Origin of the sequence: Collinsella aerofaciens, from assembly GCF_020709435.1 — a bacterium.
GTDB classification, from domain to species: Bacteria; Actinomycetota; Coriobacteriia; order Coriobacteriales; family Coriobacteriaceae; genus Collinsella; species Collinsella aerofaciens_AU.
The window spans coordinates 14635-35823 of the sequence record NZ_JAJFDP010000013.1 but is presented as its reverse complement, the minus strand read 5'-3'; the positions used below and the strand labels follow the sequence as shown (position 1 = coordinate 35823).

Sequence of the window (21189 nt, the reverse complement as noted above, 5' to 3'; positions counted from 1 at the left end):
GGTATGGCCCAGAGATTACAGCGTGCCGTAGATGCGGTCGCCGGCGTCGCCCAGGCCGGGAACGATGTAGGCAGCTTCGTTGAGATGGTCGTCGATGGCGCAGGTATAGATATGCACATCGGGGTCCTTCTCAGTCAGCGACTTGAGGCCCTCGGGGGCAGCGACGATGCACAGCATGCGGATGTCCTTGACACCGCGCTCGCGCAGGTAGCTGATGGCCATCTCGGCCGAACCGCCCGTGGCGAGCATGGGGTCGACGACCAGGCAGATGCGCCGGTCGATATCCTTGGGCATCTTGCAGTAATACTCATGCGGCTCATGGGTAACCTCGTCGCGTTCCATACCGATGTGGCCTACGCGAGCGGAGGGCACCAGGTCGAGAATGCCGTCGACCATGCCAAGGCCCGCACGCAGGATGGGCACGATGGCGAGTTTCTTGCCGGCGAGCTGTTTGAACGTGGCGGTAGTGATGGGGGTCTCGACCTCGACGTCTTCCATAGGCAGGTCGCGCATGGCCTCGTAGCCGTCAAAAAGCGCGAGTTCGCGCACGAGCTGGCGGAACTGGTTGGTGCCGGTGTTTTTGTCGCGCAGGATCGACAGCTTGTGCTGGACGAGCGGATGATCGACAAGCGTCACACGGGACGCATCGTAGGTGACGGTCATGGGTTGATTGCCCCTTTCGTTGCGGCCGCAAAACGGCCTTGCTGACAAGGCGCGCAGCAACGTTGCCGCCGCACGCCATGCATAAGTTTAGCGGTTTGTTGTATCGAGCAGCCCATCGCAGCCCTACTGTGCAGCACTGAGCGAGCGCTTGACTGCATCACGCCAGCCCGCAAGGTTTTGCTCGCGACGCTCGGCGGACATATGGGGAAGAAAGGTCCTAACGATCTGGGCATTTTGCTCCAGCTCTTCAAGGTCTTCCCAATAGCCGACGGCAAGACCCGCCAAGTACGCGGCACCGATTGCCGTGGTCTCCACCGTCTCGCATTGCAGCACGGGGATATCCAGCAGGTCGGCCTGGAATTGCATGATGAACTCGTTGCGTGAGGCGCCGCCATCGACGGACAGGCGCTCAATCGAAAGTCCCACGTCCTGCTCCATGGCGCGCAGCACGTCATAACTCTGGTAGGCCATGGACTCGCAGGCCGCACGCACAATGGTCGCGCGACTCGAGGCACCGGTCAGGCCGCACACGATACCGCGGGCATGCGGATCCCACCAGGGAGCGCCCAGGCCAGCGAAGGCGGGGACGAAGTAGCAGCCCTCGTTGTCGTTGATCGAAGCGGCGAGTTGCGCGGACTCGCTCACACTCGAGATGATGCCCATGTTGTTGCGCAGCCAGTTCATGGTTGAGCCGGCGGCAAAGATAGAACCCTCGAGCGCATAGCTGATCTTGCCGTCCGCGGCGATACCGATCGTGGAGACCAGACCGTTCTTGGATTCGACGATCTCGTCACCGGTGTTCATGAGCATAAAGCAGCCCGTGCCATAGGTGTTTTTGGTCTGGCCGGGATAGAAGCAGCAGTGGCCGAACAGCGATGCCTGCTGGTCGCCCGCCACGCCCATGATGGGCGGCATGTTGGTCATGATGTCGCTCGCGACGCGGCCGTAGTCGCCCGAGCTCCAGCGAACCTCGGGCATCATGGAACGTGGAACGTCAAAGAGCGCCAGCAGGTCGTCGTCCCAATCGAGCGTATGGATATTAAAGAGTGCCGTGCGGCTGGCATTGGTGTAGTCGGTGGCAAAGACCTGGCCGCCGGTGAGGTTGTAGATGAGCCAGGTGTCGATGGTGCCAAACATGAGGTCGCCCGCCGCCGCGCTCTCGCGTGCGCCGTCAACGTTGTCGAGAATCCACTGCACCTTGGAGGCCGAGAAATACGGGTCAAGCGTAAGTCCCGTGCGGGAGCGCACCAGCTCCTCGCAACCCTGTTCAACCAACGCGTCGATCGCCGGCGCGGTACGACGGCACTGCCATACGATGGCGTTATAGATGGGCTGGCCGCTCACGCGGTCCCAGACCACCGTGGTCTCGCGCTGGTTGGAGATGCCGATGGCGGCGATGCGATCGGAATGGATGCCGCTCTTAAACTGAACCTCCATCATCACGCCGATCTGGCTGGCAAGCACCTCCGTGGGATCCTGCTCCACCCAGCCGGGGCGCGGGAAGCTGGTTTTGACGCTACGACGCGCCTGGGCAACGATGCAGCCGTATTCGTCGACAATGGCCGCGAGTACCGAGGTAGTGCCGCAGTCGAGCGCCATGATGTAGGAACCGCCAAAGTTAAACGAGGCATCTTCCATGCCCAGGCTGCCCAGATTCAACGACATCGCTTACACCCTTCTATTGCATCGGGTCGGACAGGACCCGCTCGATCTCTGATGCGGGAAGTGCGCCTTGGCGCAGGATCTGGAGCCCGCCGTGCTGGAACGACACGATGGTCGAGGCGTCGCGACACGGGGTCTCACCGGCGTCGACGGCAACATCGACCCCCTCCAGGATGCGACCCTCGACGGCGGCAAAGCTTGCCGGCGAAGGCGCGCCGTGTGTGTTGGCGCTCGTGCAGGCAAGGGGACTGCCGCAGGCGCGGATGAGCGCTTGGACCACGGGAGAGGCCGAAGCGCGCAGGGCCACGGTGTCGTCGGCAGCGCGCATAAAGGTCGGCACGCAGGGGGTTGCCTTGACCACGATAGTCAGGGCTCCCGGCCAGCATCGTCGCGCGAGTACGCGGGCATCTTCCGGGATATCCACGCCATAGCGGTCGAGTGCTTCGACGCCATCGACCAGCCAAGCGACGGTTTGCGTGAGCTCACGTTGCTTGAGAGTGAAGATACGGCGATAGCCGGTGCCGAGCGCAGGAACTGCGGCGCCATTGACGGCAGCCTGCGGATCGCGCGGCCACGATGGGAATTCGCTTGTATCTTGGGGCACGGCATCCGAGAAGGCGTTGACTGCCACGGCGACACCGTAGACGGTCTCGGTCGGAATCAAGGCCAGGCCGCCGCGGCCGAGCACCTCGGCCGTGCGCTCGACGGCAAGCCGATGCGGCTCGCGCGTTCCCTCGTATACCCGATAGACCGTCTGCATGTGTATGCCAGCCCCTTACGCTCCGGTGCAAGTTTGTTTACTGTGGGGCATTCTCGCACGAAACATTCAACCTATTTGCCCAGAGCGCATGTTGGTTTGGTGAGCGGCTCTAGTAGTCGGTGAAAGTGAGGGGGTTAATTGAAGATTTTTAGCGCGCAAGCGTAACGGTACGATCGGGAAACTCGATGCTTGCAACCAGTTTTCCGCCGAGGCTCTCTGCGTACCTGCTCAGCGTGTCGAGCCTCATCGAACCCAACTCCCCACGCTCGAGCTCGGATACACGTTTTTGAGAAACGCCCATCGACTGGGCGACCGACGCCTGTGTTAGATCTTTTAACCTGCGAATCTGAGCAAGCTTATAGGCTTCGATACGATCGCGAGTCCTCTCCTGCTCGGCGGTAATGGAGTCGCGTGTTATCCCGCGAGATTCCATATACTCATGCAGTTCCATCTCGATCGAGCCTCCTTACGTGGCGACGGTATATTTGCTCGGCCCTTGGAATGTTGATCGCATACCAACCGTTCCATTTTGCCCTTGACGATCCCGCTCGCGACTTATCACCCGCCAATAGCAATACCGCCTGGCGCTTGGGGTCAAAGGCGAAGAGGATGCGAATCACCTGCCCACCACACGACGTCACTCTCAGCTCCTTTAAATGATGAAGCTTCGAGCCCTTTACGCGGTCAACCAGCGGACGACCAAGGCTGGGACCTTCCTTCTCGAGCACCAAAAGGTCTGCATAAATCTGCTTCAGCGTAGCTTCATCCTGCTCATCAAGCCAAGGTTCAATGTAATCAAGCACGATACGGTACCGATGCAGCTGATTTGATATACCTTTCTCCTTCTATAGTAGAAGTTTTACGGTATATTGCAAGGACAAACTTGCGCAAATGTCTATTTATTCAGCTTAAATACGCTGTTTGGGCTCGGTGACGATGGCTCGAACGATGCGGGGACGATCGGTGAGGTCGTGGACGATACGCACGTCCGAAAGGCCTGCCTGGCGACAGAGCTCGGCCGCGGCATCGAGGGCGCCCTCGTAGAGCTCGCAGGCAAACAGGCCGCCGGCGCGCAGCATGTAAGGCGCCGCATTGAGCAGGCGGCGGAAGATGTCCAGGCCGTCGGCACCGCCCTCGAGCGCCAAGTCGGGCTCAAAGTCCTTGACCTCGTGCGGCAGCGAGCGCATGACGCCGGTCGGGATGTAGGGCGGGTTGGAAACGAGCACGTCGAAGGTGCCCCACTCGTCGTGGGGAATGGAGCTCACCAGGTTGGTGAGACTAAAGGCAACCTCATCTGCCGTGAGGCCGAGCGCGTCGCGGTTTTTGGTGGCCAGATCGATGGCGCGTGGCTCGATATCGGTGGCGGTGCAGGTAACGTGGCCGCGGCGCTCCCAGGCAAGGGAGAGCGAGATGCAGCCCGTGCCGCAGCCGACCTCGAGAACGCGGGCGATACGGGGCTCGGCTGGGGCAGGCGCAGCGGCATCCTGAGCCGAAGCCGTCTCCTGGCCGGCACCCTCGATGGCGATGCCGTATTCGTCGAGCTCGGGCTCGGCGGCTTCCGCGGCTTCGGCTTCTGCTGCCTGCGCGGCGGCTTCCTCGGCCTCGCGGTCGGCCAGCTCCTCGGCATAGGCGCGGCTGCCCAATACGTCGCCGCCTAGCGCCGCCTCGTCGGCGGCCGTCAGGTTAGCGGCACGGCGCTCGGCGGTCGCGCGTTCGTCTGCCAGCGCGGCCTCGGCCTTGCGTGCCTCCTCAACCTCATCGTTCCAGGGCAGCTCAACGCGCTGACGGGCGGCAGCCTCGGGGCTCAGCACCTCGGCATCCAGATAATTGAGGACTTCCTCGACGAGCATCTCGGTCTCGGGACGCGGAATGAGCACGCCGGGGGCGCACGCGACGTCGATCATGCGAAACTGCGTGCTGCCGGTGATGTACTGCAGCGGTTCACCTTTAGCGCGACGAACAACGGCCGCGTGCATGGTCTCGAGCTGAGCCGCGTTAAGCGTCTCGTCCATACGCATATATAGGTCAATGCGTGCCAGGCCCGTGGCGGCGCACAGCAGCCACTCGGCAGAAAGACGGGGGTGCTCCTCGCCGCGCTCGGCCAGGTACTCCTTGGTCCACTCGAGACAACGCTTGATGGTCCAAATCTCGTTTGCCATGGGGCCCTCCCCTCTTAAGCGCCGGGCGGCGCGCGAATGTCGGAGCAGATTGTACGCGAGGCCAGCGCTTGGCAAGGGACAATTGAAGGCGATTATCGAGAATCAGCCCAGAATTTTGCTTGGAACCTGCCTGAAATGTTCATTCGCCGACGTCTAGATTTGCATTCGTCAAGCTTTTGGCAAGGTTGCCCAAAACTGACCAATATCTAACCAAGAACTTGCCAAATCACTTGACGCGCGACGCGGTAAAAATCACCCCGCGACTTCTTGAACGGTTTTTCGAGCAATATTTTCAATAGCAGATGAATGCCGCTAATTTCTTTGAGCAGGTAGCCGACTTCATGGCCATCAAAGCCGATTGAATAACATCTCAAAGCAATGTGCCCAACCTAGTCATTTAAGAACGTCCCCAATGACTACCTCTAAGGCGCCGCAGGTTGAGCATACCGCATCCGGAGCAAGGCAGCGCCGCAGGTAGAGGACGGACAGCGAGCGGGTCGCATTTGAGACAAGGTGACGTGAAACGAAAGGGCGCTGACCTTCTGGTCGCGCCCTTGAAGTTGAACGTCAGATTGTCCAAATGCGGCCCGCGCAGCGTCGGCTGGTCCGCCGTTCGGTAGAACGGCGGAACCTACACAGCCTGTGCCAGCTTCTCGGCTCGCTCGGCGGCGGCGAGCGCCTCGATGACGGTGCCGAGTTGATCGCCCAGAAGGACGCCGTTATAGGTGGAGTTGAAACCGATGCGGTGATCGGTCACGCGGTCCTGGGGCTGGTTGTAGGTACGGATCTTCTCGGAACGGTTGCCGTGGCCGATCTGGCTTTGGCGCTCGGCACCGAGCTCTGCCTGCTGCTTCTCGAGTTCCATCTCGTACAGACGGGCGCGCAGCATCTGCATGCAGACCTCGCGGTTCTGGATCTGGGAACGCTGCTCCTGCGACTGCACCACGGTGTTGGTGGGCAGGTGGGTGATGCGCACGGCGGAGTAGGTGGTGTTAACGCACTGACCGCCAGGGCCGGAGGCGCAGTAGGTGTCGATGCGCAGGTCGGACTGGTTGATCTGGACGTCGATCTCCTCGGCCTCGGGAAGTACGGCGACGGTAGCCGTGGAGGTCTGAATGCGGCCCTGGGACTCAGTCTTGGGAACGCGCTGGACGCGGTGCACGCCGGACTCGAACTTCATAACGGAGTAGACGCGGTCGCCCTCGACCTTGAACTCAATGGACTTAAAGCCACCGGCCTCGCTGGGGCTGGAGTCGAGCACGGTGGTCTTCCAGCCGCGCGACTCGCAAAAGCGCTGATACATCTTGTACAGGTCGCCGGCGAAGATGGCCGCCTCGTCGCCACCGGCGGCGGAGCGAATCTCGACGATGGTGTTCTTGTCGTCGTTGGGGTCACTCGGGATGAGCATGTACTTGATGTCTTCCTCGAGCTGGGGAAGCTTTTCCTCGTTCTCGGAGATGTCCATCTGGAGCATCTCCTTCTCGTCCGCATCGCTGGTGTCGCGGAGCATCTCCTTGGCGGCCTCGATGTCATCGAGCGCGCCGATGTACTCGCGCGAGGCAGCGATGAGGTCGGACTGGTGTGCGTACTCCTTGTTGAGACGCGTGAACTCCTTGATGTCGGAGGCGACGGCCGGGTCGGAAAGCTTCTTCTCGAGCTCCTCGTAGGCCTTAATGATCTTTTCGAGCTTGTCGCGCATGGCGGGACTCCTTTATGTGCGTGAAGGCGAAAATCGGCAGAGTTGATGGGGCGCGCGGCGCCACTGCGGGGGTAAGCCCAGCTAGAACATGTCGATCTTCAGATACATGCGCATCCCTTCGCGTATGAGGTACATAGTTGCGGTCTAACCCATACATGATAGCGTGCGCAGGCAAACCTGCATATAACCCGCACGGAATCCGACAAAGGGACAGTCCCTTTGTCGGATTCTAAAGCGTATGGATCAGGACGACGAGGAAGCGGACACCCTGGAGGTAGGCGCGGCGGGTAATGCGCTCGTTGGTGCCGTGGACGCCGCGATCGCACTCGTCATCGTCGACCACAAAGGCCGAGAAGCGAATGCACTCGGAGCAAATGCGCTGGTAGTTGGCAGCGTCGGTCGCGCCGATCACGGTCGAGGGGACAATCGCCAACGGCTCGGATGATCCGTTTTCCTCCGTCCCCTTTGGATCACGGAAATAGCGGGCGGCGATGGAGCGAACCGCCTCGAGTCCCGGTCCGCCGATGCGCGGAGACGGCGAGGGTTCGGAGCTGCCGGGGCCGAGCTCGACCTCGACACGGTCGGCAAGGCCCGCCGCGGCAACCGCCTCGCGGCAGCGGGCCACGACATCGGCCACGCTCGTGCCCTCGAGCATACGGAAATTGATATTGGCCCACATATCCTGCGGCATTACGTTGGCGCCGGTGCTGCCACCCTCGACCTGCGTGGGCGCGCAGGTGGTGGTCACGAGCGGATAGAGCTTCTTGCTGGCGAGGCAATCGCGCACGATGGTGTCCTTGTTGGAGGCAATCTCGTCGGCCGTGTAGAGCCCCAACTCGACGAGCTGGGCGGCAAGCAAGTCGGTCACGCGCGTCGGCCACTCGATATCACAGATTGCGGTGATGGCACGGCTGAGCACCTCGAGCGATGTGCCACCGTAGGGGTTGGACGAATGCCCGCCCTCACTCTTCGTCTTGAGCACGATATCGGCATAGCCCTTCTCGGCAAGGTCGGCGTGCATGAGCCAGTCCTCGCCCGCGCTGTACTCGGCAGCCGAAACGATGCGGTAGTCGCCCTCGTCGATCAGGTACTCAAGCTCAATGCCGCGCTCCTCGAGCGCGCGGCCGATGGCGCCTGCGCCGTACTGCGTAGTCTCCTCGTCCTGGCCAAAGGCGAGCAGCAGGGTACGCTTGTGCTCCCAGCCGTGTGCGAGCGCATACTCAACCGCCTCGAGAATGCCTGCGACCTGGTCTTTCATATCGATGGCGCCGCGACCCCAAATGTAGGTGTCGTCCACATGTCCGCTAAAGGGGGCATGCGTCCAGTCAGCCTCGGTGCCGGGTACCACGGGAACCACGTCCATGTGGCCCATGAGCATGACCGGCTTGAGGGCGGGGTCGGTGCCGGCAAGCGTCACGAGCAGCGAATGGTCGATGAGCTCGACCTCGCCCGTCGCAAACACGCGCGGCCAGCCCTGCTGCATATAGGCGCGCAGGTCGTCAAACGCCTGCCAGTCCACCGTCTGGGCATCCATGCTCGAAATCGTCGGAAACGACAGCACGCGGCCCAGGCGCTCGCACGCACCAGCTTCGTCCAAATCGGCAAAATCATCCTCATGCGCAAAGAAGCGCCAAACCTCGGCCATGACATCCTTTCGATTGTGATGACGAGGGCCGCCCCACGGGAGCGGCCCTGTCATGCAAACATTTGCGGTCGGTTACTTGTCCTCGAGATAACGCGAGAGGAACTCGCGGGTGCGCTGGTGTTTGGGGTTGCCAAAGATCTCGGCCGGCGCGGCGTCCTCGAGCACCACGCCCTTATCCATAAAGACCACGCGGTCGGACACGGTTCGGGCAAAGGCCATCTCGTGCGTGACGACGACCATGGTCATGCCGTCGGCAGCGAGCTTGCGCATGACCTCGAGCACCTCTCCCACGATCTCGGGGTCGAGTGCGGAGGTCGGCTCGTCGAACAGCATGATCTGCGGATTCATGCATAGGGCACGAGCGATGGCAACGCGCTGCTTTTGGCCGCCGGACAGGCGACCCACGGCGGCGTGCGCGAACTTCTCGAGCCCCACGCTCGTCAGATGCTCCATCGCGACCTTCTCGGCCTCGGCCTTGCTCATCTTTTTGAGCGTGACGGGCGCGAGCGTGCAGTTATCGAGCACATCCATGTTGTTGAACAGGTTAAAGCCCTGGAACACCATGCCGATGTCCTCGCGCAGCTTGTTGATGTTGCAGCGCTCGGCCGTGAGGTCCTGGCCGTGGAACCAGATGTGGCCCGCGTCCGGGGTCTCGAGCAGGTTGAGGCAGCGCAGGAAGGTCGACTTGCCCGAACCCGAGGCGCCGATGATGGTGACGACCTCGCCGGGGTTAACGGACAGGTCGATGCCCTTGAGCACCTCGAGCGAGCCGAAGCTCTTGCGCAGGCCCTCGACGCGGATGAGCGGCTCATTGGTCTGTGCGGCGGCCGCAACGCCGGTAATGGCGGTATCTGCCATGATGATTCTCCTCGTCTTTAGCCTAGTTGGAGCTGGGCAGCGTGACCGGAGCCTCGGCGCCGAGCTTTTTGCCAAAGGCCTCGAGCAGGCGGCTCGCCACGAGCGTCAGGATCAGGTAGACCACGAGCGCCACGCAGTAGACTTCCATCTGGCGATAGTACACGCCGGCGACGGTGGTGGTGGCGTACATGAGGTCGAACACGCCGATAACCGAGAGCACCGACGAGTCCTTGATGTTGATAATGAGCTCGTTGGTGAGCGCCGGAATCGCGTTTTTAATGCCCTGGGGGAACACGACTTTGCGCATAGCTTGCCACTGCGACAGGCCCAGCGAGCGTGCTGCCTCGGCCTGGCCGGGATCGATGGACTCGATGCCGCCGCGCAGGACCTCCATCATGTAGGCGGTGGAGTTGAGCGAGATGGTGACGAGGCCGGCGGTGAAGGTGCTCCAAATCTGGTTGGCCTGAGCGGTCTCGAAGCCCATGCCGCGCAAAACGGTGAAGCCCGCGTAATAGATGAGCAGACCCTGGACCATCATGGGCGTGCCGCGCACGATGGTGGAGTAGACGGTCGCAAAGCCGCGGCCGATACTCTTAAAGAAGCGCACCAGGTCGTTATCCACGCGGTCGAACGTCTGAATACGCAGGAACACAAAGAGCAGTGCCAGGAAGAATGCGATGACGGTGCCGAAGGTGGCAAGCGCGATGGTGATCTCGATACCGCGAATGAAGAAGTCCCCGCTCTTGTAGGTCATGTAGACCAGGCTCGACAAAAAGTCGCTGGGGTTGGAATCCGAGACAATGCTCACCTGCACCAGGTCGATAAATGACATGACGCAGCGGTCGACAAAGAAGATCGCCGCAATAGCAACGACGACATAGCTGCCTAGGCGCGCGCCGCGACGGAAACGCTCGGAAACAAACGGCGATTTTTCGCGATAGTCGTTCCAGTGCATGAGCTTGGTGACCAGCGCCGCCGCCGACACGACGAGCCAGGCCCAAAGGATTGCCCAGAGGCAGTCTTGGAAGATACCGGTGGGGGCCAAGAAGCTCAGCGGCGTGGGGTTGCGTTGGCTAAACGCCAGGCCGAGCGCCGCGATAACACTCGTGCCCAGGTATACATAACGGTGGTCGGCCTTGATAAAGGAGGCCAGGCGATTAATGGTTTTCATGCTGCCTCCCTATGCCGGCTGACGGTCGAGGCACGCGCCCCACATTTGGTCGCGCTCCTCTTGGCTAATGCCCTTGAGTGTCTTGTCGATGAGCTTAAGCAGCTTGTCCGAGCCCTTGCGGCAACCGACATTTGCCGTGACCTCCTGCTTAAAGCCCTCGCCCTCGGCAAACTGGATGGGGACGATACCGGGATTTTGGGCCATATAGCCCTTCTCATTCTCGGTGTTGTAAGTCACGGCGTCGCAGGTGCCCTGCAGCAGATTCGAAAACACCGTGGGGACCGAGTCGACCGGGTTTTTGTGGACAACGCCCGGGATCTCGTCGATGACGGTATCGAGCATGGTGTCCTTTTGCCCGAGCACCGTAGCGCCGCTAAAGTCGCTGAGCTTGGTCGCGTTTTGGTAGGGGGAACCCTCTTTTACGAACAGGCCAAAGTAGCCAATGAAGTACGGATCGGAAAAGCCAACGGACTCCTCGCGCTCGGGCGTGGCGCTCATGCCGGCAATGATGAGGTCGATCTGGCCGTTGTTGAGCGAATCGATAAGACCCGAGAAGCTCTGTTTGACGGCAACGGGCTCGCCGCCGAGGGCCTTGCAGACGATCTTGGCGATCTGCACGTCGTAACCATCGGCATAGGCGCCCTGCACGTTGTCGATGGGGATGGTGTACTCGCTGGCTTCGGAGACCTGCCAGTTGTACGGGGCGTAGGCCGCCTCCATGCCAATGCGGATCTTGTCCTTGCCGATCACGGAATCGGACAGGTCGTCGCGACCGCCGCCCGTCGTGGGCCGAACCACCTTGAGCGTTGACGGGCGCTGACAGCCGGCAAGCGCGCCGGCGACGACGGAAGCGCTCGCAGCGAGAGCGCTACCCAAAAAGATGCGACGGCTGCATACCGGCTGTGGATGCGCGTCGCGTTGATGGGGAGAATGCATAATCTGCCTTCCCTGTTGAATCGTATGCTGACGACTTAACAGGATATACGCCAGCAACTAGCAGCGCAGCACAAGCTCGAAAAATTAATAGACACGCGGTAGTCATTGGGGACGCCGATGTTTTGGCAATGCCGGCGAGCGACGTCCAGAGCGAACAAGTGGCATGAAAAAGGCAAGGCATGACCAGAAGGTCTATGCCTTGCCTTTTGAATGACAACTTGTCGCTCTGGACGACGCGCAGCATCGACCGAGCGGCGGAACCTCTAGAGCAAGGTAACGCTAAAACTGCGCTTGTCCGTCTCGCCCGGGGCCAGGGTGATGGTGTTGACCTTGTGCTCAAAGACATCGTCCTCGGTGTCCATGGTGGTATGACCGGTCCAGGGCTCGAGCGCCACAAACGGAGCGTCGTTGGCGGCAGACCACACGCCAATGTACTTAAAGCCCTCAAAGTCGATCTTGACGCCGTGACCCGACTTGCGGCCGCGCAGCGTGAGCGTGGAGCCCGGGGTATCGGTGAACATGATGGCGTCGTTATCGAAGCTGCGGTGCGTGATGGGCAGCACGTCCGAGTTATCGGGAGCCTTGTAGCTGCCCTCGAACGTCATAAGACCGTCGGGCGTGATGATGGGAGCCTCGTTAGTCCAAGCCTCGGTAAACGCCAGCTCGTAATCCTCGAATGCCTCGTCCTCGGCACCGGGAGCCGGTACGTTAAACGCAGGGTGGCCGCCCACCGAGAACGGCAGGTCCACGTCGCCGGTATTGGTGACGGCAAAGGTCTGCGTGAGGATGGCGTCGCCGGTCAGGGCATAGGTCATGTTGAGCTTAAAGTGGAACGGAAAGGCCTTGAGCGACTCGGACGTGTCGGTGATCTCGTACGTTACCGAGGAGCCGTCCTCCGAAACCTCGACCAGCTTGTGCTCGACGATGCGCGCGAGTCCGTGGCGCGGCATCTCGCAGGTGCCGGCCGCAGACGTTGCCGTGTTGTTGCGCAGCGAACCCACAATGGGGAACAGGATGGGCGCATGCTTGCCCCAAAAGGCGGGGTCGCCCTGCCACAGATACTCGTTGCCGTTGAGAGCAAGGCTCGTGAGCTGGGCGCCCATGGAATCGATGGCCGCGGTGAGGCCGCCGCGCTTGATGGTAGTGACGGTAGACATGCTACTTCCTCCAAAAGTAAACAATAGTGTCGAGGGCTATTGTCCCACTCTTGGCGGCGGGACGGGACGGCAGGCGATTATTGAGTAGCCATAGCGGAATGAGCGGCGAGCGCCTACTGGGTATCTACGTAAAGGTCAAACCCGCCCTGTGGCGTGGTGTCGACCGTATCGGGCGCCTGCGAGTTAAAGCTCACGGGAACCATGCGCTTTGAGGCACGGAAGCGCGTGCCGTCGGTGGCGACGGGCGGTTCATCGACGGTGAGCTCGTAGTCGCCGGGCTTAAGTTCGATGCCGTCACCAGCGGAATTGACGTATTGATACTCGTCAATCGTCTGCCCTTTGAGCGTGCGCCCCACGATATGGATGAGCATTTGGCTGTCGCCGCGCGCGGTGTCCCACGTCGCGCCGTCCTTGACCTCGACCGACACATGTACCGAGCGCGTGCGGCCGAGCGATTGCTCGACAGACATCTCGACCCTGGCGGCGTCTTTTCGCTGCTGCTCGACATGGCTCCAGACGTTTCCAATTACCGAGCATGCGATAACGCCGGCCATGAAGGCGATAAGGATGGGGCCAAGCGGAGAGCGACGTCCTGCATCTTCCTCGCGAGACAGATTGGGGCGACGTGTGGGTGCGGGCGCCTGAGCGCCCTGCGAGGGCACGTCGAGAATACTGAAGGATGCCGTGCTGTCGGGATCGATGGTGTGACGCGGCTGCGGGGTCTTTGCCGGCGAGATCGACATGTCGGCTGGCTCGCCGAGCGTGGCCGTAGCGTCGGCCTTGGCCTCGTCTGCCTCGGCCTGGGCCCAAGCTTGTTCGAAGGTCAGGGGCTCGACGGGATCGAGGGCGGCGTCCGAGTCGGCGGCGACGTCGTTGCCGGTCTCGTCCTCGTCGCTCGACACGCCACGCGGCGTAGGCTCGTCCCACCCCTCGTCCGGAGTCTCACCCTCGCTATACCACCATTCAAAGTTATCGATATCCATACGGGGCGCCCCTTAGGCCTCGCAAATAAACACTCGCTAGTCTTATACCCCCAGACGACACCGAAGCTCACCCGCGCCGGACACGAAAACCGTCACAACATTCGACGCTTTTCCTCGAATTCGAGATTTTCATCGAATGTTGTGATGGTTTGGGCGACTGGCCGGCAGCGCAATGTGACAAAGGGACTGCCCCTTGTCACATCCGGAGGGCGACGGGGATTTGGATGCAGCAGAAATCCTCTTGATGGGACTCGTCGTAGCTCGTGGTGTCCAGGTAGCAAAAATCGAAAGCGTTGCCGATGGGCTGGAGCGCGTGCCTGTCCATGCAGGTCACGATGGCGCGAATGCCCTCGGGCTCGTACGGCATACCCCAGCGACTCATGCACAGGTACGTGCCCTCGGGCAGCACCTCGACGCCAATCTCTGCCAGCTCGGCAGGATCGCTCGGCAGTATTTCCTCAGCACCGCGCGGCAGCACGGCAAAGGAGCCGGCACCGGCGATGGGGTCGTCGGAATGCAGCGCCTCGCGACGCAGCATGGCGCCCCAACCGCGCATGGGGCGTGTGCCCGTGAGCGCACGCATGCGCAGAATCGCCCGCATGAGCGTGGGGTGCAGCATCGAGCGGCCACGCTCGATATCGCTCGGGAACTCCTCAAAGACCACGTAGCGGCGCTCGAATTGCTTGAGCTCCGGTTTGCCCTCGCGCTCGCGCCAATAGACCGCCTCGTCGTAAAAACTCAGCCGCTCCTGCACGCTCGCGCGCTCGGCTTTGAGCCCGGCAATCTGCTCGTCGAGCGCCTGCACCCGCGAGCGCAGGTGATCGGTCATCTCTCCAATGTCGAACGTCGAGGTCAGGCGATCGATCTCATCGAGTTCCAGCCCCAAGTCGCGCAGCATGCAGATCAGACGCATGAGCGGGATCTGCGTGGGCGAATAGAAACGGTAGCCTTTTTCGTTAACCACGGCGGGTTTAAACAGACCGATCTTGTCGTAGTAGATGAGCGTTTGGCGCGAAACGTTAAACAAGCTCGCCATCTCGCTAATCGCATACATACCCGTCTGCATAGGTCCTCCCGACACACCCTTTGACACGAAAAGCCCGCCGCCCACAGGGGCAGCGGGCTCAAACACTACTCGTATCCTACCCTAAAGATGCCTATGACCAGCGCTTATAGTTGGCGCACGACACGCCGACGGCCTCGAGTGCCTTGGCGGCGATGTGATGCACCGCCTCATCGAGCGTGGCAGGGCCGTTGTAAAACGTGAGCATGGGCGGCATGAGCATGACGCCCGGCACGCGCGCCAGGCGTGCCATGTTGTCGACATGGATCGCACTGAAGGGCGTCTCGCGCACCATAAGCACCAGGCGGCGCTGCTCTTTCATCTGCACATCGGCCGCACGCAGCAACAGGTTTTCGCTGTAGCCGCTCGCGATGCCGGCGAGCGTCTTCATGGAGCAGGGAGCCACGATCATGCCGTCGACCGGATAGGTGCCGCTTGCGATGGCAGCGCCAATGTTCTTGTTGTCGTAGACCACATCGGCATAGCACGCAAACTCGTCGAGCGTCATGCCGAGCTCCTGCTCGATGGTGATCTCTCCCCCACGCGTGACGACAAGCGCCGACTCAGCGCCGGCCTGGCGCAGGCATTTGAGGCATTCAAGGCCCAGTGCCGCACCGCTGGCGCCAGACACGCCAACGACAATGCGACGGGGACGAACAAAAGACTCAGGCATGACAACTCCTTAACTACTTGGTAGGGCTACTTACTAGAAGGCGAGCTCGGCGGCCCACTTGTCCTTGTCGATCTCCATGAACTGCGAGCGGATGAAGTTCTTCTTGAGGTTAAACGGAACCGTGCAGTCGAAGATGGCCTTGCAGGCGATACCGTGCTCGCGGATCGAAGGATCGAACGCGGGGTCGTTGGACGGATCGAGCACGTGGCAGTGGCAACCGGGGATGGTGATGAGGTCCACGTCGGCCTGGAAGCGCGTGGTCATGGCCCACATCACGTCGCTCATATCGAAGATGTCGACATCCTCGTCGACAAGGATGACGTGCTTGAGCTCGGAGAACGCCGAGAAGGCGAGCATGGCGGCGTTGCGCTGACGGCCCTCGTCATTTTTGCTCGACTTCTTGAACTGCATGATGGCAACGAACTTGCCGCCACCGCAGGGAGCGGCGTGAACGTTGAGCAGGCGGCCCGGGATAGCGGTCTCGACCATCTTGTAGATGGAGGCCTCGGTGGGGATACCGGCCATGGACACGTGCTCGTGCGAAGGGCCGATGCAGCTCTCCATAATGGGGTTGACGCGCGTGGTGACGGCGGTGATCTTGATCACCGGGCAGACCTTGGCGCCACCGGTGTAGCCGGGGAACTCGGGCATGGCGTAGCCGTGGCCGTTGACATCCTCGTTGATGGTCTCGTCGTGCATGAGGTAGCCCTCGAGCACGTACTCGGCATTGGCAATGCACTTCTGCGGAACGGTGACGCAGTCGGCAAGCTCGACGGCGCGGCCGCGCAGGGCGCCGGCGATCTGCAGCTCGTTGAAGCCGAGCGGCGTGGTGGGAGCCTCGAAGCCGCAGCACATGTACACGGCGGGGTCCAGGCCGATGGAGATGGAGATGGGCATATCCTCGCCGCGCTGGCAGTACTCGTCAAAGAACGCACCCAGGTGACGGCTGCCCGGGGTGATCCACATGGCGAGCTTGTCCTTGTCGACGCAGGAGAAGCGGTGGATGGTTACGTCGGACTGGGTGCCATCGGGGCTCGTGCCATAGGCGAGGCCCATGGTGATGTAGGGGCCGCCGTCAACGGGCGTGTTGGTGGGAGCGGGAACGATCTTGCGCAGGTCAAAGCCCTCGTCGGTCGCCTTGTACACGACCTCTTGGCAGTCGACGTGCTTGCCCTCGGCGATCTGCTCGGGGGCGATCAGGTTCTCGAAGCGCTTGCCGATCTCGAGGCCCAGGTGCTCCTCGTCCAGGTCGAGCAGGGCGGCAACGCGCTTGCGGCTGGCAAGCATACCGATGCAGACCTTGGCGTCGTCAAAGCCCTTGACGTTGTTGAAGACCATCGCCGGACCCTCTTTGGTCGGGCGCATGACGGTGCCGCCAGCACCGACGTGACGGTAGACGCCCGAGACCTCGGCATCGGGATCGACCTGGGTGTCGGTCTCGAGCAGCTGGCCCGGCATCTCACGCAAAAAGTCGAGCGCGGAACGCAGGTCGTGGATCTGGGAAGCATCGGTAGTGGACATGGCGTACTCCTTTCGGGAGAGTGTCCGGCGACGGGGTGCCGCCGGACGGGGTAACGTAATGGGGCCGCGGCGCTCACAAATGGAGCGCTCGACCACTCGAAGTTCAAGCGCTTGGCTGCTTACAGCCGGGGCGCTCGACCGCTTACATCAGGCCAAAGAGGTGGAACCAGGCGGCCTCGACCAGCACGACGACAAAGACGACCGCGGTGAGGGGGATGCCCATGCGCATGGCCTCTTTGGAGGTGTAGCCGCCGGCGTCCTTGCCTTCGCCGATAAGGATCGGCAGGTTATGGAACGGCAGGATGTAGTGGATGTTGATGGACGTGAAGACGATGAGCGCCACGGCGAGCGGGCTCACGCTGGAGCCGGCGGCAAAGCTGATGAACGCCGGCACGCACACGCCGAGCACGGCCATGACCGAGCCCATGAACATGTGGATGATCATGGAAAGCGCGGCGACGAGCAGGGCGAACAGGAAGATGTTCTCGGGCACGGAGCTGGGGAGCACGACATCGGCGATCCAGGCGTTCATGCCGGTGGCACCGCCCACGGAGCCCACGGCCATGGCGGCCGTCAGGAACATGAGGGACTTGATGTCGACAGCGTTCCAGCTGGCGGGGGTGAGGACTTCGCCGATGATGGGCATGGCGAGAGCGACACCAATGGCCAGGGTGACCCAGCCGATGTAATCGCCCGAAACGGTGAGCCACAGCGCGATGGCGATGACAAGCCACACGATGGTGCGGATCTCTTTGACGGAGAGCTTGCCGAGCGCGGCCTGCTTGGCCACGATCTGCTCGCGATCGTAGACGAGCTCCTTGCTGGGCTTAAAGAGGAAGAGGCCCAAGAACAGGGTGCACAGCAGCGCGACCAGCATAGGCACGCTCATGTACAGGAACCAGTCGACGAAGGACGGGCTCATGCCGCCGGCCTCGGCGCTGTACTGTGCAACGAGCGGGTTGAGCGTGGAGTCGCCCGTCAGGAAGAACATGGAGCCCGGGGCGGCAGCGGCAAACACGAGGAAGCCGAGCTTGCCCTTGTCGTCGTCACCGTAGCCGGCGGACTCGGCGATGACCGAGACGACGGCGAGGATGAGGAAGGCGCGGGGGAACGGATGCGGGATCAGCAGCGACAGCACAAAGGTGAGCGCGAAGATCGAGATGATGAGCGACTTAGCATCGCGCACGAACTTGAGCATGAACGTGTAGGCGATACGCTCGCCCAGGCCCGACTCCTTGACCGCGCTGGCGATGAGGTAGGCGCCGATGACGAGCCACATGGTGGCCTTGGTCCACGAGCTAAACGTAGAGGCGACCGTCGCCGAGATGCTCGCGGCGCCCGTGTCGTCCACGCATACCTTGAACAGAACGAGCAGCGCGCAGTAGAGCAGGCCCACAAAGCCCGGCTGTGCCACGCCACATGCCCAGAACACCACCGTGGCGAGCGTCAGTGCCAGACAGGTCTGACCGCCGACCGTGAGCTCGACCGTCGAGCTCAGCTCCGCCAAAGGAAGAAACTTCACCAGCAAAAAGACAACGATACCCAGCACAAAGCCAATTTCGCGCTTGGTGATCTTAAACGCCTTCTTTTCCGCTTCCATCTCCCCACCTTTCTTGTTGGGGGCGCTCCGGATTCGCAGCCACGTTGCCGCTTAAAAAGGGGCGCCCGTTATCGGACGCCCCTTACGTTGCGCTGTGTTGCGGCAATACAGTCAAGCGGATTTTTTTGGATGAGAAGCGGTCCCCTGGACAAAAACCGTCACAACATTCGACGCTTTTTCTCGTTTTCGAGATTTTCGCCGAATGTTGTGACGGTTTGGATGTGACAAAGAGGCTGTCCGATGTCACATAGCGAGGGCCGTACGGATGGATGGGTCGCTGAGGGCCTCGCGGAGCCAAGGGGCCAGCTGTTCGGGGTGACCCCGCAGGTAGCCGTCGAGCTCGGATGGAGCCACGCGGCGCACCTCCGAGATCTCCTCTTGGTTGATATGCAGCTCGCCCGGCTCAACATGGGCAAGGTAGACCTCGCACCATTCGCACTCGCAGCGACCATCGCCGTGGTCCTCGCGGTACACCACGTGACCGAGGTGCTTGAGCTGATCGGGCTCGCGCGTAATGCCGAGATCTTCGTTGATGCGGCACGCCGTGGCGGCCGCGACGTCTTCCCCGGGAAGCGGATGGCCGGCACAGCTATCGGCCAGCACCCCACCCCACAAGCGCTTGAGCGGGCTGCGGCGACAGAGCAGCAGGCGCGCGTCTTCGCCCCGGCCCTCGACCAAAAGCGTCAGAAATGCCCGATGCAGGATGCCCTCGCCGGTATGGGCCTCGATACGGTCGACGGGGCCAAGCGCCTCGCCGGTCGCGGCATCGACCGCCACGACCTCGGCGCCCGCGCCGCCCTCATCCCAGCCGGCGCGCAGAATACGGGCTGCGGCTTCCTCGAGCGCGGCGATGAGCTCCTTGGTGGTGTCGAGCACGCGCTGCAGGTCGTCCCCGCTCGCCTGTTCAACATGAAAACCCGTGCTTGCAACTACCGGCACGTCAAAGCGCGTGGCTAGCGCCGCCGCGATATCGTGCGCCGGGATCTCGTCTCGATGGCACGGAACGGCCAGGATGCTCACCGTCGCCGTACGGCCGGGCTCGGGACGCGGAATGGCCTGCGCCGTGGCGCCCAGGTGCGCGAACTCCGGCGAGCAGGCGTACACCGCCATGCCTCGCGGCGTCACCGTCAGCTGGGCCTCGAGCGCAAACTTGCCCTCGCCCACTGCAACCTTTGTCGTGTGCATACCCATGGGATCTCCTGTCGCCCGCGATGTACCTGAGACCATCTTCGCCTGTATTGCGACTATACAGGCAAGGTCCCGACCTGACAAAGGCGCTGCTCCTTTGTCACATTCTGCTAGAGTTGCAGGGATTGAATCCCGCTTATTCATGCGACATTGGAGTGACAACCTTGATCGCCGCAACCACGCCTAAAAGTAAGTCAACCGCCGCCGCGCTCTCCCCCGCGCGCACCAAGCTCTGCCTGGCGCTGCTCGTGCTGTTGGGATTCTCGCTCGGCTGCTCCGAGTTCGTGGTCATCGGCATCGAAAGCGACTTGGCAACGGAACTCGGCGTATCACTTGCCACTGCGGGCCAGCTCATCAGCGTGTTTGCGCTCGTCTACGCCATCGCTACGCCGACGCTTGCGCTCAGCACGGGACGTTTTCGCCGCTACCAGCTGCTCGTGTGCTATAGCATCGTCTTTGTGCTCGGCAACCTGGTCATGGCGTTGGCGCCCAACTTCCAGGTGCTCTTTATCTCGCGCATTGTCCTGGGCTCCGTCTCGGGCGCACTGCTCGCCGTAGGCGTGACGTACATCCCTGAGCTTCTGTCCCCGCAGCAAACTTCGCTTGCCATCTCGGTAGTGTACGGTGCGTTTTCCGTGGCGATGGTCTTTGTGACCTCGATTGGCAAATTTGTGGCCGACACGCTCGATTGGCACGTGGCCATGTACGGCACGCTGGCCTTTGCCGTTTTGATCTGCGGAGCGCTCGTGACGTTTATGCCGCGCGCTGGGCAAACCGACGAGCCCGCCACCTTTCGCGAGCAGGCGGGTCTGCTGCGCGAGCCGAGCATCATCACTGGCATGCTCATCTTCTTGTTTGGCGTGGGGTCGGTCTATGTGTTCTACGGCTACGTGACGCCTTATCTTGAGCAGGTGCTGGGCATGGGCACGGTCGAAGCCAGTACCACGCTTATGGCCTACGGCGTGTTCTGCCTGATCTCGAACATCCTGGGCGGATGGATCGATGCGCGCTTTGGCATGAAGGCGCTGCTTGTGACGTTTGTGCTGCAGGCGGCGGCATTGTTTGGGCTGTTTGCCGTAGGCGCTGCCATGCCGCTCGCACTTGTCTTTGTCTTTAGCCTGGCGATGCTCATGTACCTGTTCTCGGTGTCGTGCATCACGCACTTTATGGACGTGGCTCGCAGCCGCCATCCCAAATCGATGGTGCTCGCGAGCTCGGTAGAACCCATGGCGTTTAATGTCGGCATTTCGTTTGGCACCGCGGTGGGCGGCGCCGTGGTAAGCGGAGCTGGCATTGCCTACGTTGGCGCGGTCGGTGCCGTGTTCTCGCTTGTGGCCTGGGTGCTTACGCTGGTGACGATTAAGTTGGCTCGCTGGGAACGCAAGAGGGCGATGGCGCAGGCGTAGATGCGATACTCGAGCTCGATGATGGCGATCGAAAGGAAACCGCAT

19 protein-coding genes are annotated in these 21189 nt (G+C 61.7%); 1 reads left to right on the top strand and 18 read right to left on the bottom strand.

The window, feature by feature from the left end; genetic code table 11:
• Window positions 1-15 precede the first annotated feature (15 nt).
• From upp to LK493_RS07895, 18 genes are all read right to left on the bottom strand, one after another.
• Window positions 16-663, bottom strand: a complete 648-nt coding sequence (gene upp / locus LK493_RS07980) for a uracil phosphoribosyltransferase (protein WP_195544539.1) — start codon at window positions 661-663, stop codon at window positions 16-18.
• Between the two features lie 123 nt (window positions 664-786).
• Window positions 787-2328: a glycerol kinase GlpK gene (glpK, locus tag LK493_RS07975; protein ID WP_227790677.1), complete on the bottom strand. Its 1542-nt coding sequence runs from the start codon at window positions 2326-2328 to the stop codon at window positions 787-789.
• Window positions 2329-2341: 13 nt separating this feature from the next.
• Window positions 2342-3085, bottom strand: coding sequence for an L-threonylcarbamoyladenylate synthase (locus LK493_RS07970; RefSeq protein ID WP_227790676.1), 744 nt, complete (start codon window positions 3083-3085; stop codon window positions 2342-2344).
• A gap of 148 nt (window positions 3086-3233) precedes the next feature.
• Window positions 3234-3536, bottom strand: coding sequence for a helix-turn-helix domain-containing protein (locus LK493_RS07965; protein ID WP_006235701.1), 303 nt, complete (start codon window positions 3534-3536; stop codon window positions 3234-3236).
• On the bottom strand, window positions 3523-3888 hold the full coding sequence (locus tag LK493_RS07960) for a type II toxin-antitoxin system RelE/ParE family toxin (RefSeq protein ID WP_227790675.1): 366 nt from the start codon (window positions 3886-3888) through the stop codon (window positions 3523-3525). The genes LK493_RS07965 and LK493_RS07960 overlap by 14 nt, the downstream gene beginning before the upstream one ends.
• A 105-nt stretch (window positions 3889-3993) precedes the next feature.
• Window positions 3994-5244: a N5-glutamine methyltransferase family protein gene (locus LK493_RS07955; protein ID WP_227790674.1), complete on the bottom strand. Its 1251-nt coding sequence runs from the start codon at window positions 5242-5244 to the stop codon at window positions 3994-3996.
• A gap of 631 nt (window positions 5245-5875) precedes the next feature.
• Window positions 5876-6943: a peptide chain release factor 1 gene (gene prfA, locus LK493_RS07950; protein WP_138375237.1), complete on the bottom strand. Its 1068-nt coding sequence runs from the start codon at window positions 6941-6943 to the stop codon at window positions 5876-5878.
• 229 nt (window positions 6944-7172) lie between these two features.
• Window positions 7173-8588, bottom strand: coding sequence for a M20/M25/M40 family metallo-hydrolase (locus tag LK493_RS07945; RefSeq protein WP_227790673.1), 1416 nt, complete (start codon window positions 8586-8588; stop codon window positions 7173-7175).
• A gap of 72 nt (window positions 8589-8660) precedes the next feature.
• Window positions 8661-9446: an amino acid ABC transporter ATP-binding protein gene (locus tag LK493_RS07940; RefSeq protein WP_227790672.1), complete on the bottom strand. Its 786-nt coding sequence runs from the start codon at window positions 9444-9446 to the stop codon at window positions 8661-8663.
• A gap of 22 nt (window positions 9447-9468) precedes the next feature.
• A complete protein-coding gene (locus LK493_RS07935) occupies window positions 9469-10617 on the bottom strand; it encodes an amino acid ABC transporter permease (RefSeq protein ID WP_227790671.1) in 1149 nt (382 codons plus the stop codon).
• A 9-nt stretch (window positions 10618-10626) separates the two neighbouring features.
• Complete coding sequence (locus LK493_RS07930; RefSeq protein WP_227790670.1) at window positions 10627-11553, bottom strand: transporter substrate-binding domain-containing protein; 927 nt, start codon at window positions 11551-11553, stop codon at window positions 10627-10629.
• Window positions 11554-11816: 263 nt separating this feature from the next.
• The gene (locus LK493_RS07925; protein ID WP_035138780.1) at window positions 11817-12710 is read right to left on the bottom strand and encodes an aldose 1-epimerase family protein; all 894 of its coding nucleotides are present in this window, start codon (window positions 12708-12710) and stop codon (window positions 11817-11819) included.
• 113 nt (window positions 12711-12823) lie between these two features.
• A complete protein-coding gene (locus LK493_RS07920; RefSeq protein WP_035138779.1) occupies window positions 12824-13693 on the bottom strand; it encodes a hypothetical protein in 870 nt (289 codons plus the stop codon).
• Window positions 13694-13889: 196 nt separating this feature from the next.
• Window positions 13890-14759, bottom strand: a complete 870-nt coding sequence (locus tag LK493_RS07915) for a MerR family transcriptional regulator (protein WP_227790669.1) — start codon at window positions 14757-14759, stop codon at window positions 13890-13892.
• 91 nt (window positions 14760-14850) lie between these two features.
• Entirely contained in the window at window positions 14851-15429 is a 579-nt protein-coding gene (locus tag LK493_RS07910) for a UbiX family flavin prenyltransferase (protein ID WP_227790668.1), read from the bottom strand.
• 33 nt (window positions 15430-15462) lie between these two features.
• Complete coding sequence (locus LK493_RS07905) at window positions 15463-16950, bottom strand: UbiD family decarboxylase (protein WP_195445310.1); 1488 nt, start codon at window positions 16948-16950, stop codon at window positions 15463-15465.
• Between the two features lie 142 nt (window positions 16951-17092).
• Window positions 17093-18550, bottom strand: coding sequence for an SLC13 family permease (locus LK493_RS07900; protein ID WP_227790667.1), 1458 nt, complete (start codon window positions 18548-18550; stop codon window positions 17093-17095).
• A gap of 243 nt (window positions 18551-18793) precedes the next feature.
• Window positions 18794-19741: an isopentenyl-diphosphate Delta-isomerase gene (locus LK493_RS07895; RefSeq protein ID WP_227790666.1), complete on the bottom strand. Its 948-nt coding sequence runs from the start codon at window positions 19739-19741 to the stop codon at window positions 18794-18796.
• A 152-nt stretch (window positions 19742-19893) separates the two neighbouring features.
• On the opposite strand from LK493_RS07895, the gene LK493_RS07890 reads away from it, so the two are divergent.
• Window positions 19894-21144: an MFS transporter gene (locus LK493_RS07890; RefSeq protein WP_227790665.1), complete on the top strand. Its 1251-nt coding sequence runs from the start codon at window positions 19894-19896 to the stop codon at window positions 21142-21144.
• Window positions 21145-21189 lie beyond the last annotated feature (45 nt).

What these genes read in the sequence shown, in the direction of transcription:
- LK493_RS07930 (WP_227790670.1), bottom strand. Translation starts at nt 11,553, where the DNA reads ATGCATTCTCCCCATCAACGCGACGCGCATCCACAGCCGGTATGCAGC.
- LK493_RS07940 (WP_227790672.1), bottom strand. Translation starts at nt 9,446, where the DNA reads ATGGCAGATACCGCCATTACCGGCGTTGCGGCCGCCGCACAGACCAAT.
- LK493_RS07925 (WP_035138780.1), bottom strand. Translation starts at nt 12,710, where the DNA reads ATGTCTACCGTCACTACCATCAAGCGCGGCGGCCTCACCGCGGCCATC.
- LK493_RS07935 (WP_227790671.1), bottom strand. Translation starts at nt 10,617, where the DNA reads ATGAAAACCATTAATCGCCTGGCCTCCTTTATCAAGGCCGACCACCGT.
- LK493_RS07905 (WP_195445310.1), bottom strand. Translation starts at nt 16,950, where the DNA reads ATGTCCACTACCGATGCTTCCCAGATCCACGACCTGCGTTCCGCGCTC.
- upp (WP_195544539.1), bottom strand. Translation starts at nt 663, where the DNA reads ATGACCGTCACCTACGATGCGTCCCGTGTGACGCTTGTCGATCATCCG.
- LK493_RS07965 (WP_006235701.1), bottom strand. Translation starts at nt 3,536, where the DNA reads ATGGAACTGCATGAGTATATGGAATCTCGCGGGATAACACGCGACTCC.
- glpK (WP_227790677.1), bottom strand. Translation starts at nt 2,328, where the DNA reads ATGTCGTTGAATCTGGGCAGCCTGGGCATGGAAGATGCCTCGTTTAAC.
- LK493_RS07915 (WP_227790669.1), bottom strand. Translation starts at nt 14,759, where the DNA reads ATGCAGACGGGTATGTATGCGATTAGCGAGATGGCGAGCTTGTTTAAC.
- LK493_RS07920 (WP_035138779.1), bottom strand. Translation starts at nt 13,693, where the DNA reads ATGGATATCGATAACTTTGAATGGTGGTATAGCGAGGGTGAGACTCCG.
- LK493_RS07895 (WP_227790666.1), bottom strand. Translation starts at nt 19,741, where the DNA reads ATGGGTATGCACACGACAAAGGTTGCAGTGGGCGAGGGCAAGTTTGCG.
- LK493_RS07910 (WP_227790668.1), bottom strand. Translation starts at nt 15,429, where the DNA reads ATGCCTGAGTCTTTTGTTCGTCCCCGTCGCATTGTCGTTGGCGTGTCT.
- prfA (WP_138375237.1), bottom strand. Translation starts at nt 6,943, where the DNA reads ATGCGCGACAAGCTCGAAAAGATCATTAAGGCCTACGAGGAGCTCGAG.
- LK493_RS07945 (WP_227790673.1), bottom strand. Translation starts at nt 8,588, where the DNA reads ATGGCCGAGGTTTGGCGCTTCTTTGCGCATGAGGATGATTTTGCCGAT.
- LK493_RS07955 (WP_227790674.1), bottom strand. Translation starts at nt 5,244, where the DNA reads ATGGCAAACGAGATTTGGACCATCAAGCGTTGTCTCGAGTGGACCAAG.
- LK493_RS07970 (WP_227790676.1), bottom strand. Translation starts at nt 3,085, where the DNA reads ATGCAGACGGTCTATCGGGTATACGAGGGAACGCGCGAGCCGCATCGG.
- LK493_RS07900 (WP_227790667.1), bottom strand. Translation starts at nt 18,550, where the DNA reads ATGGAAGCGGAAAAGAAGGCGTTTAAGATCACCAAGCGCGAAATTGGC.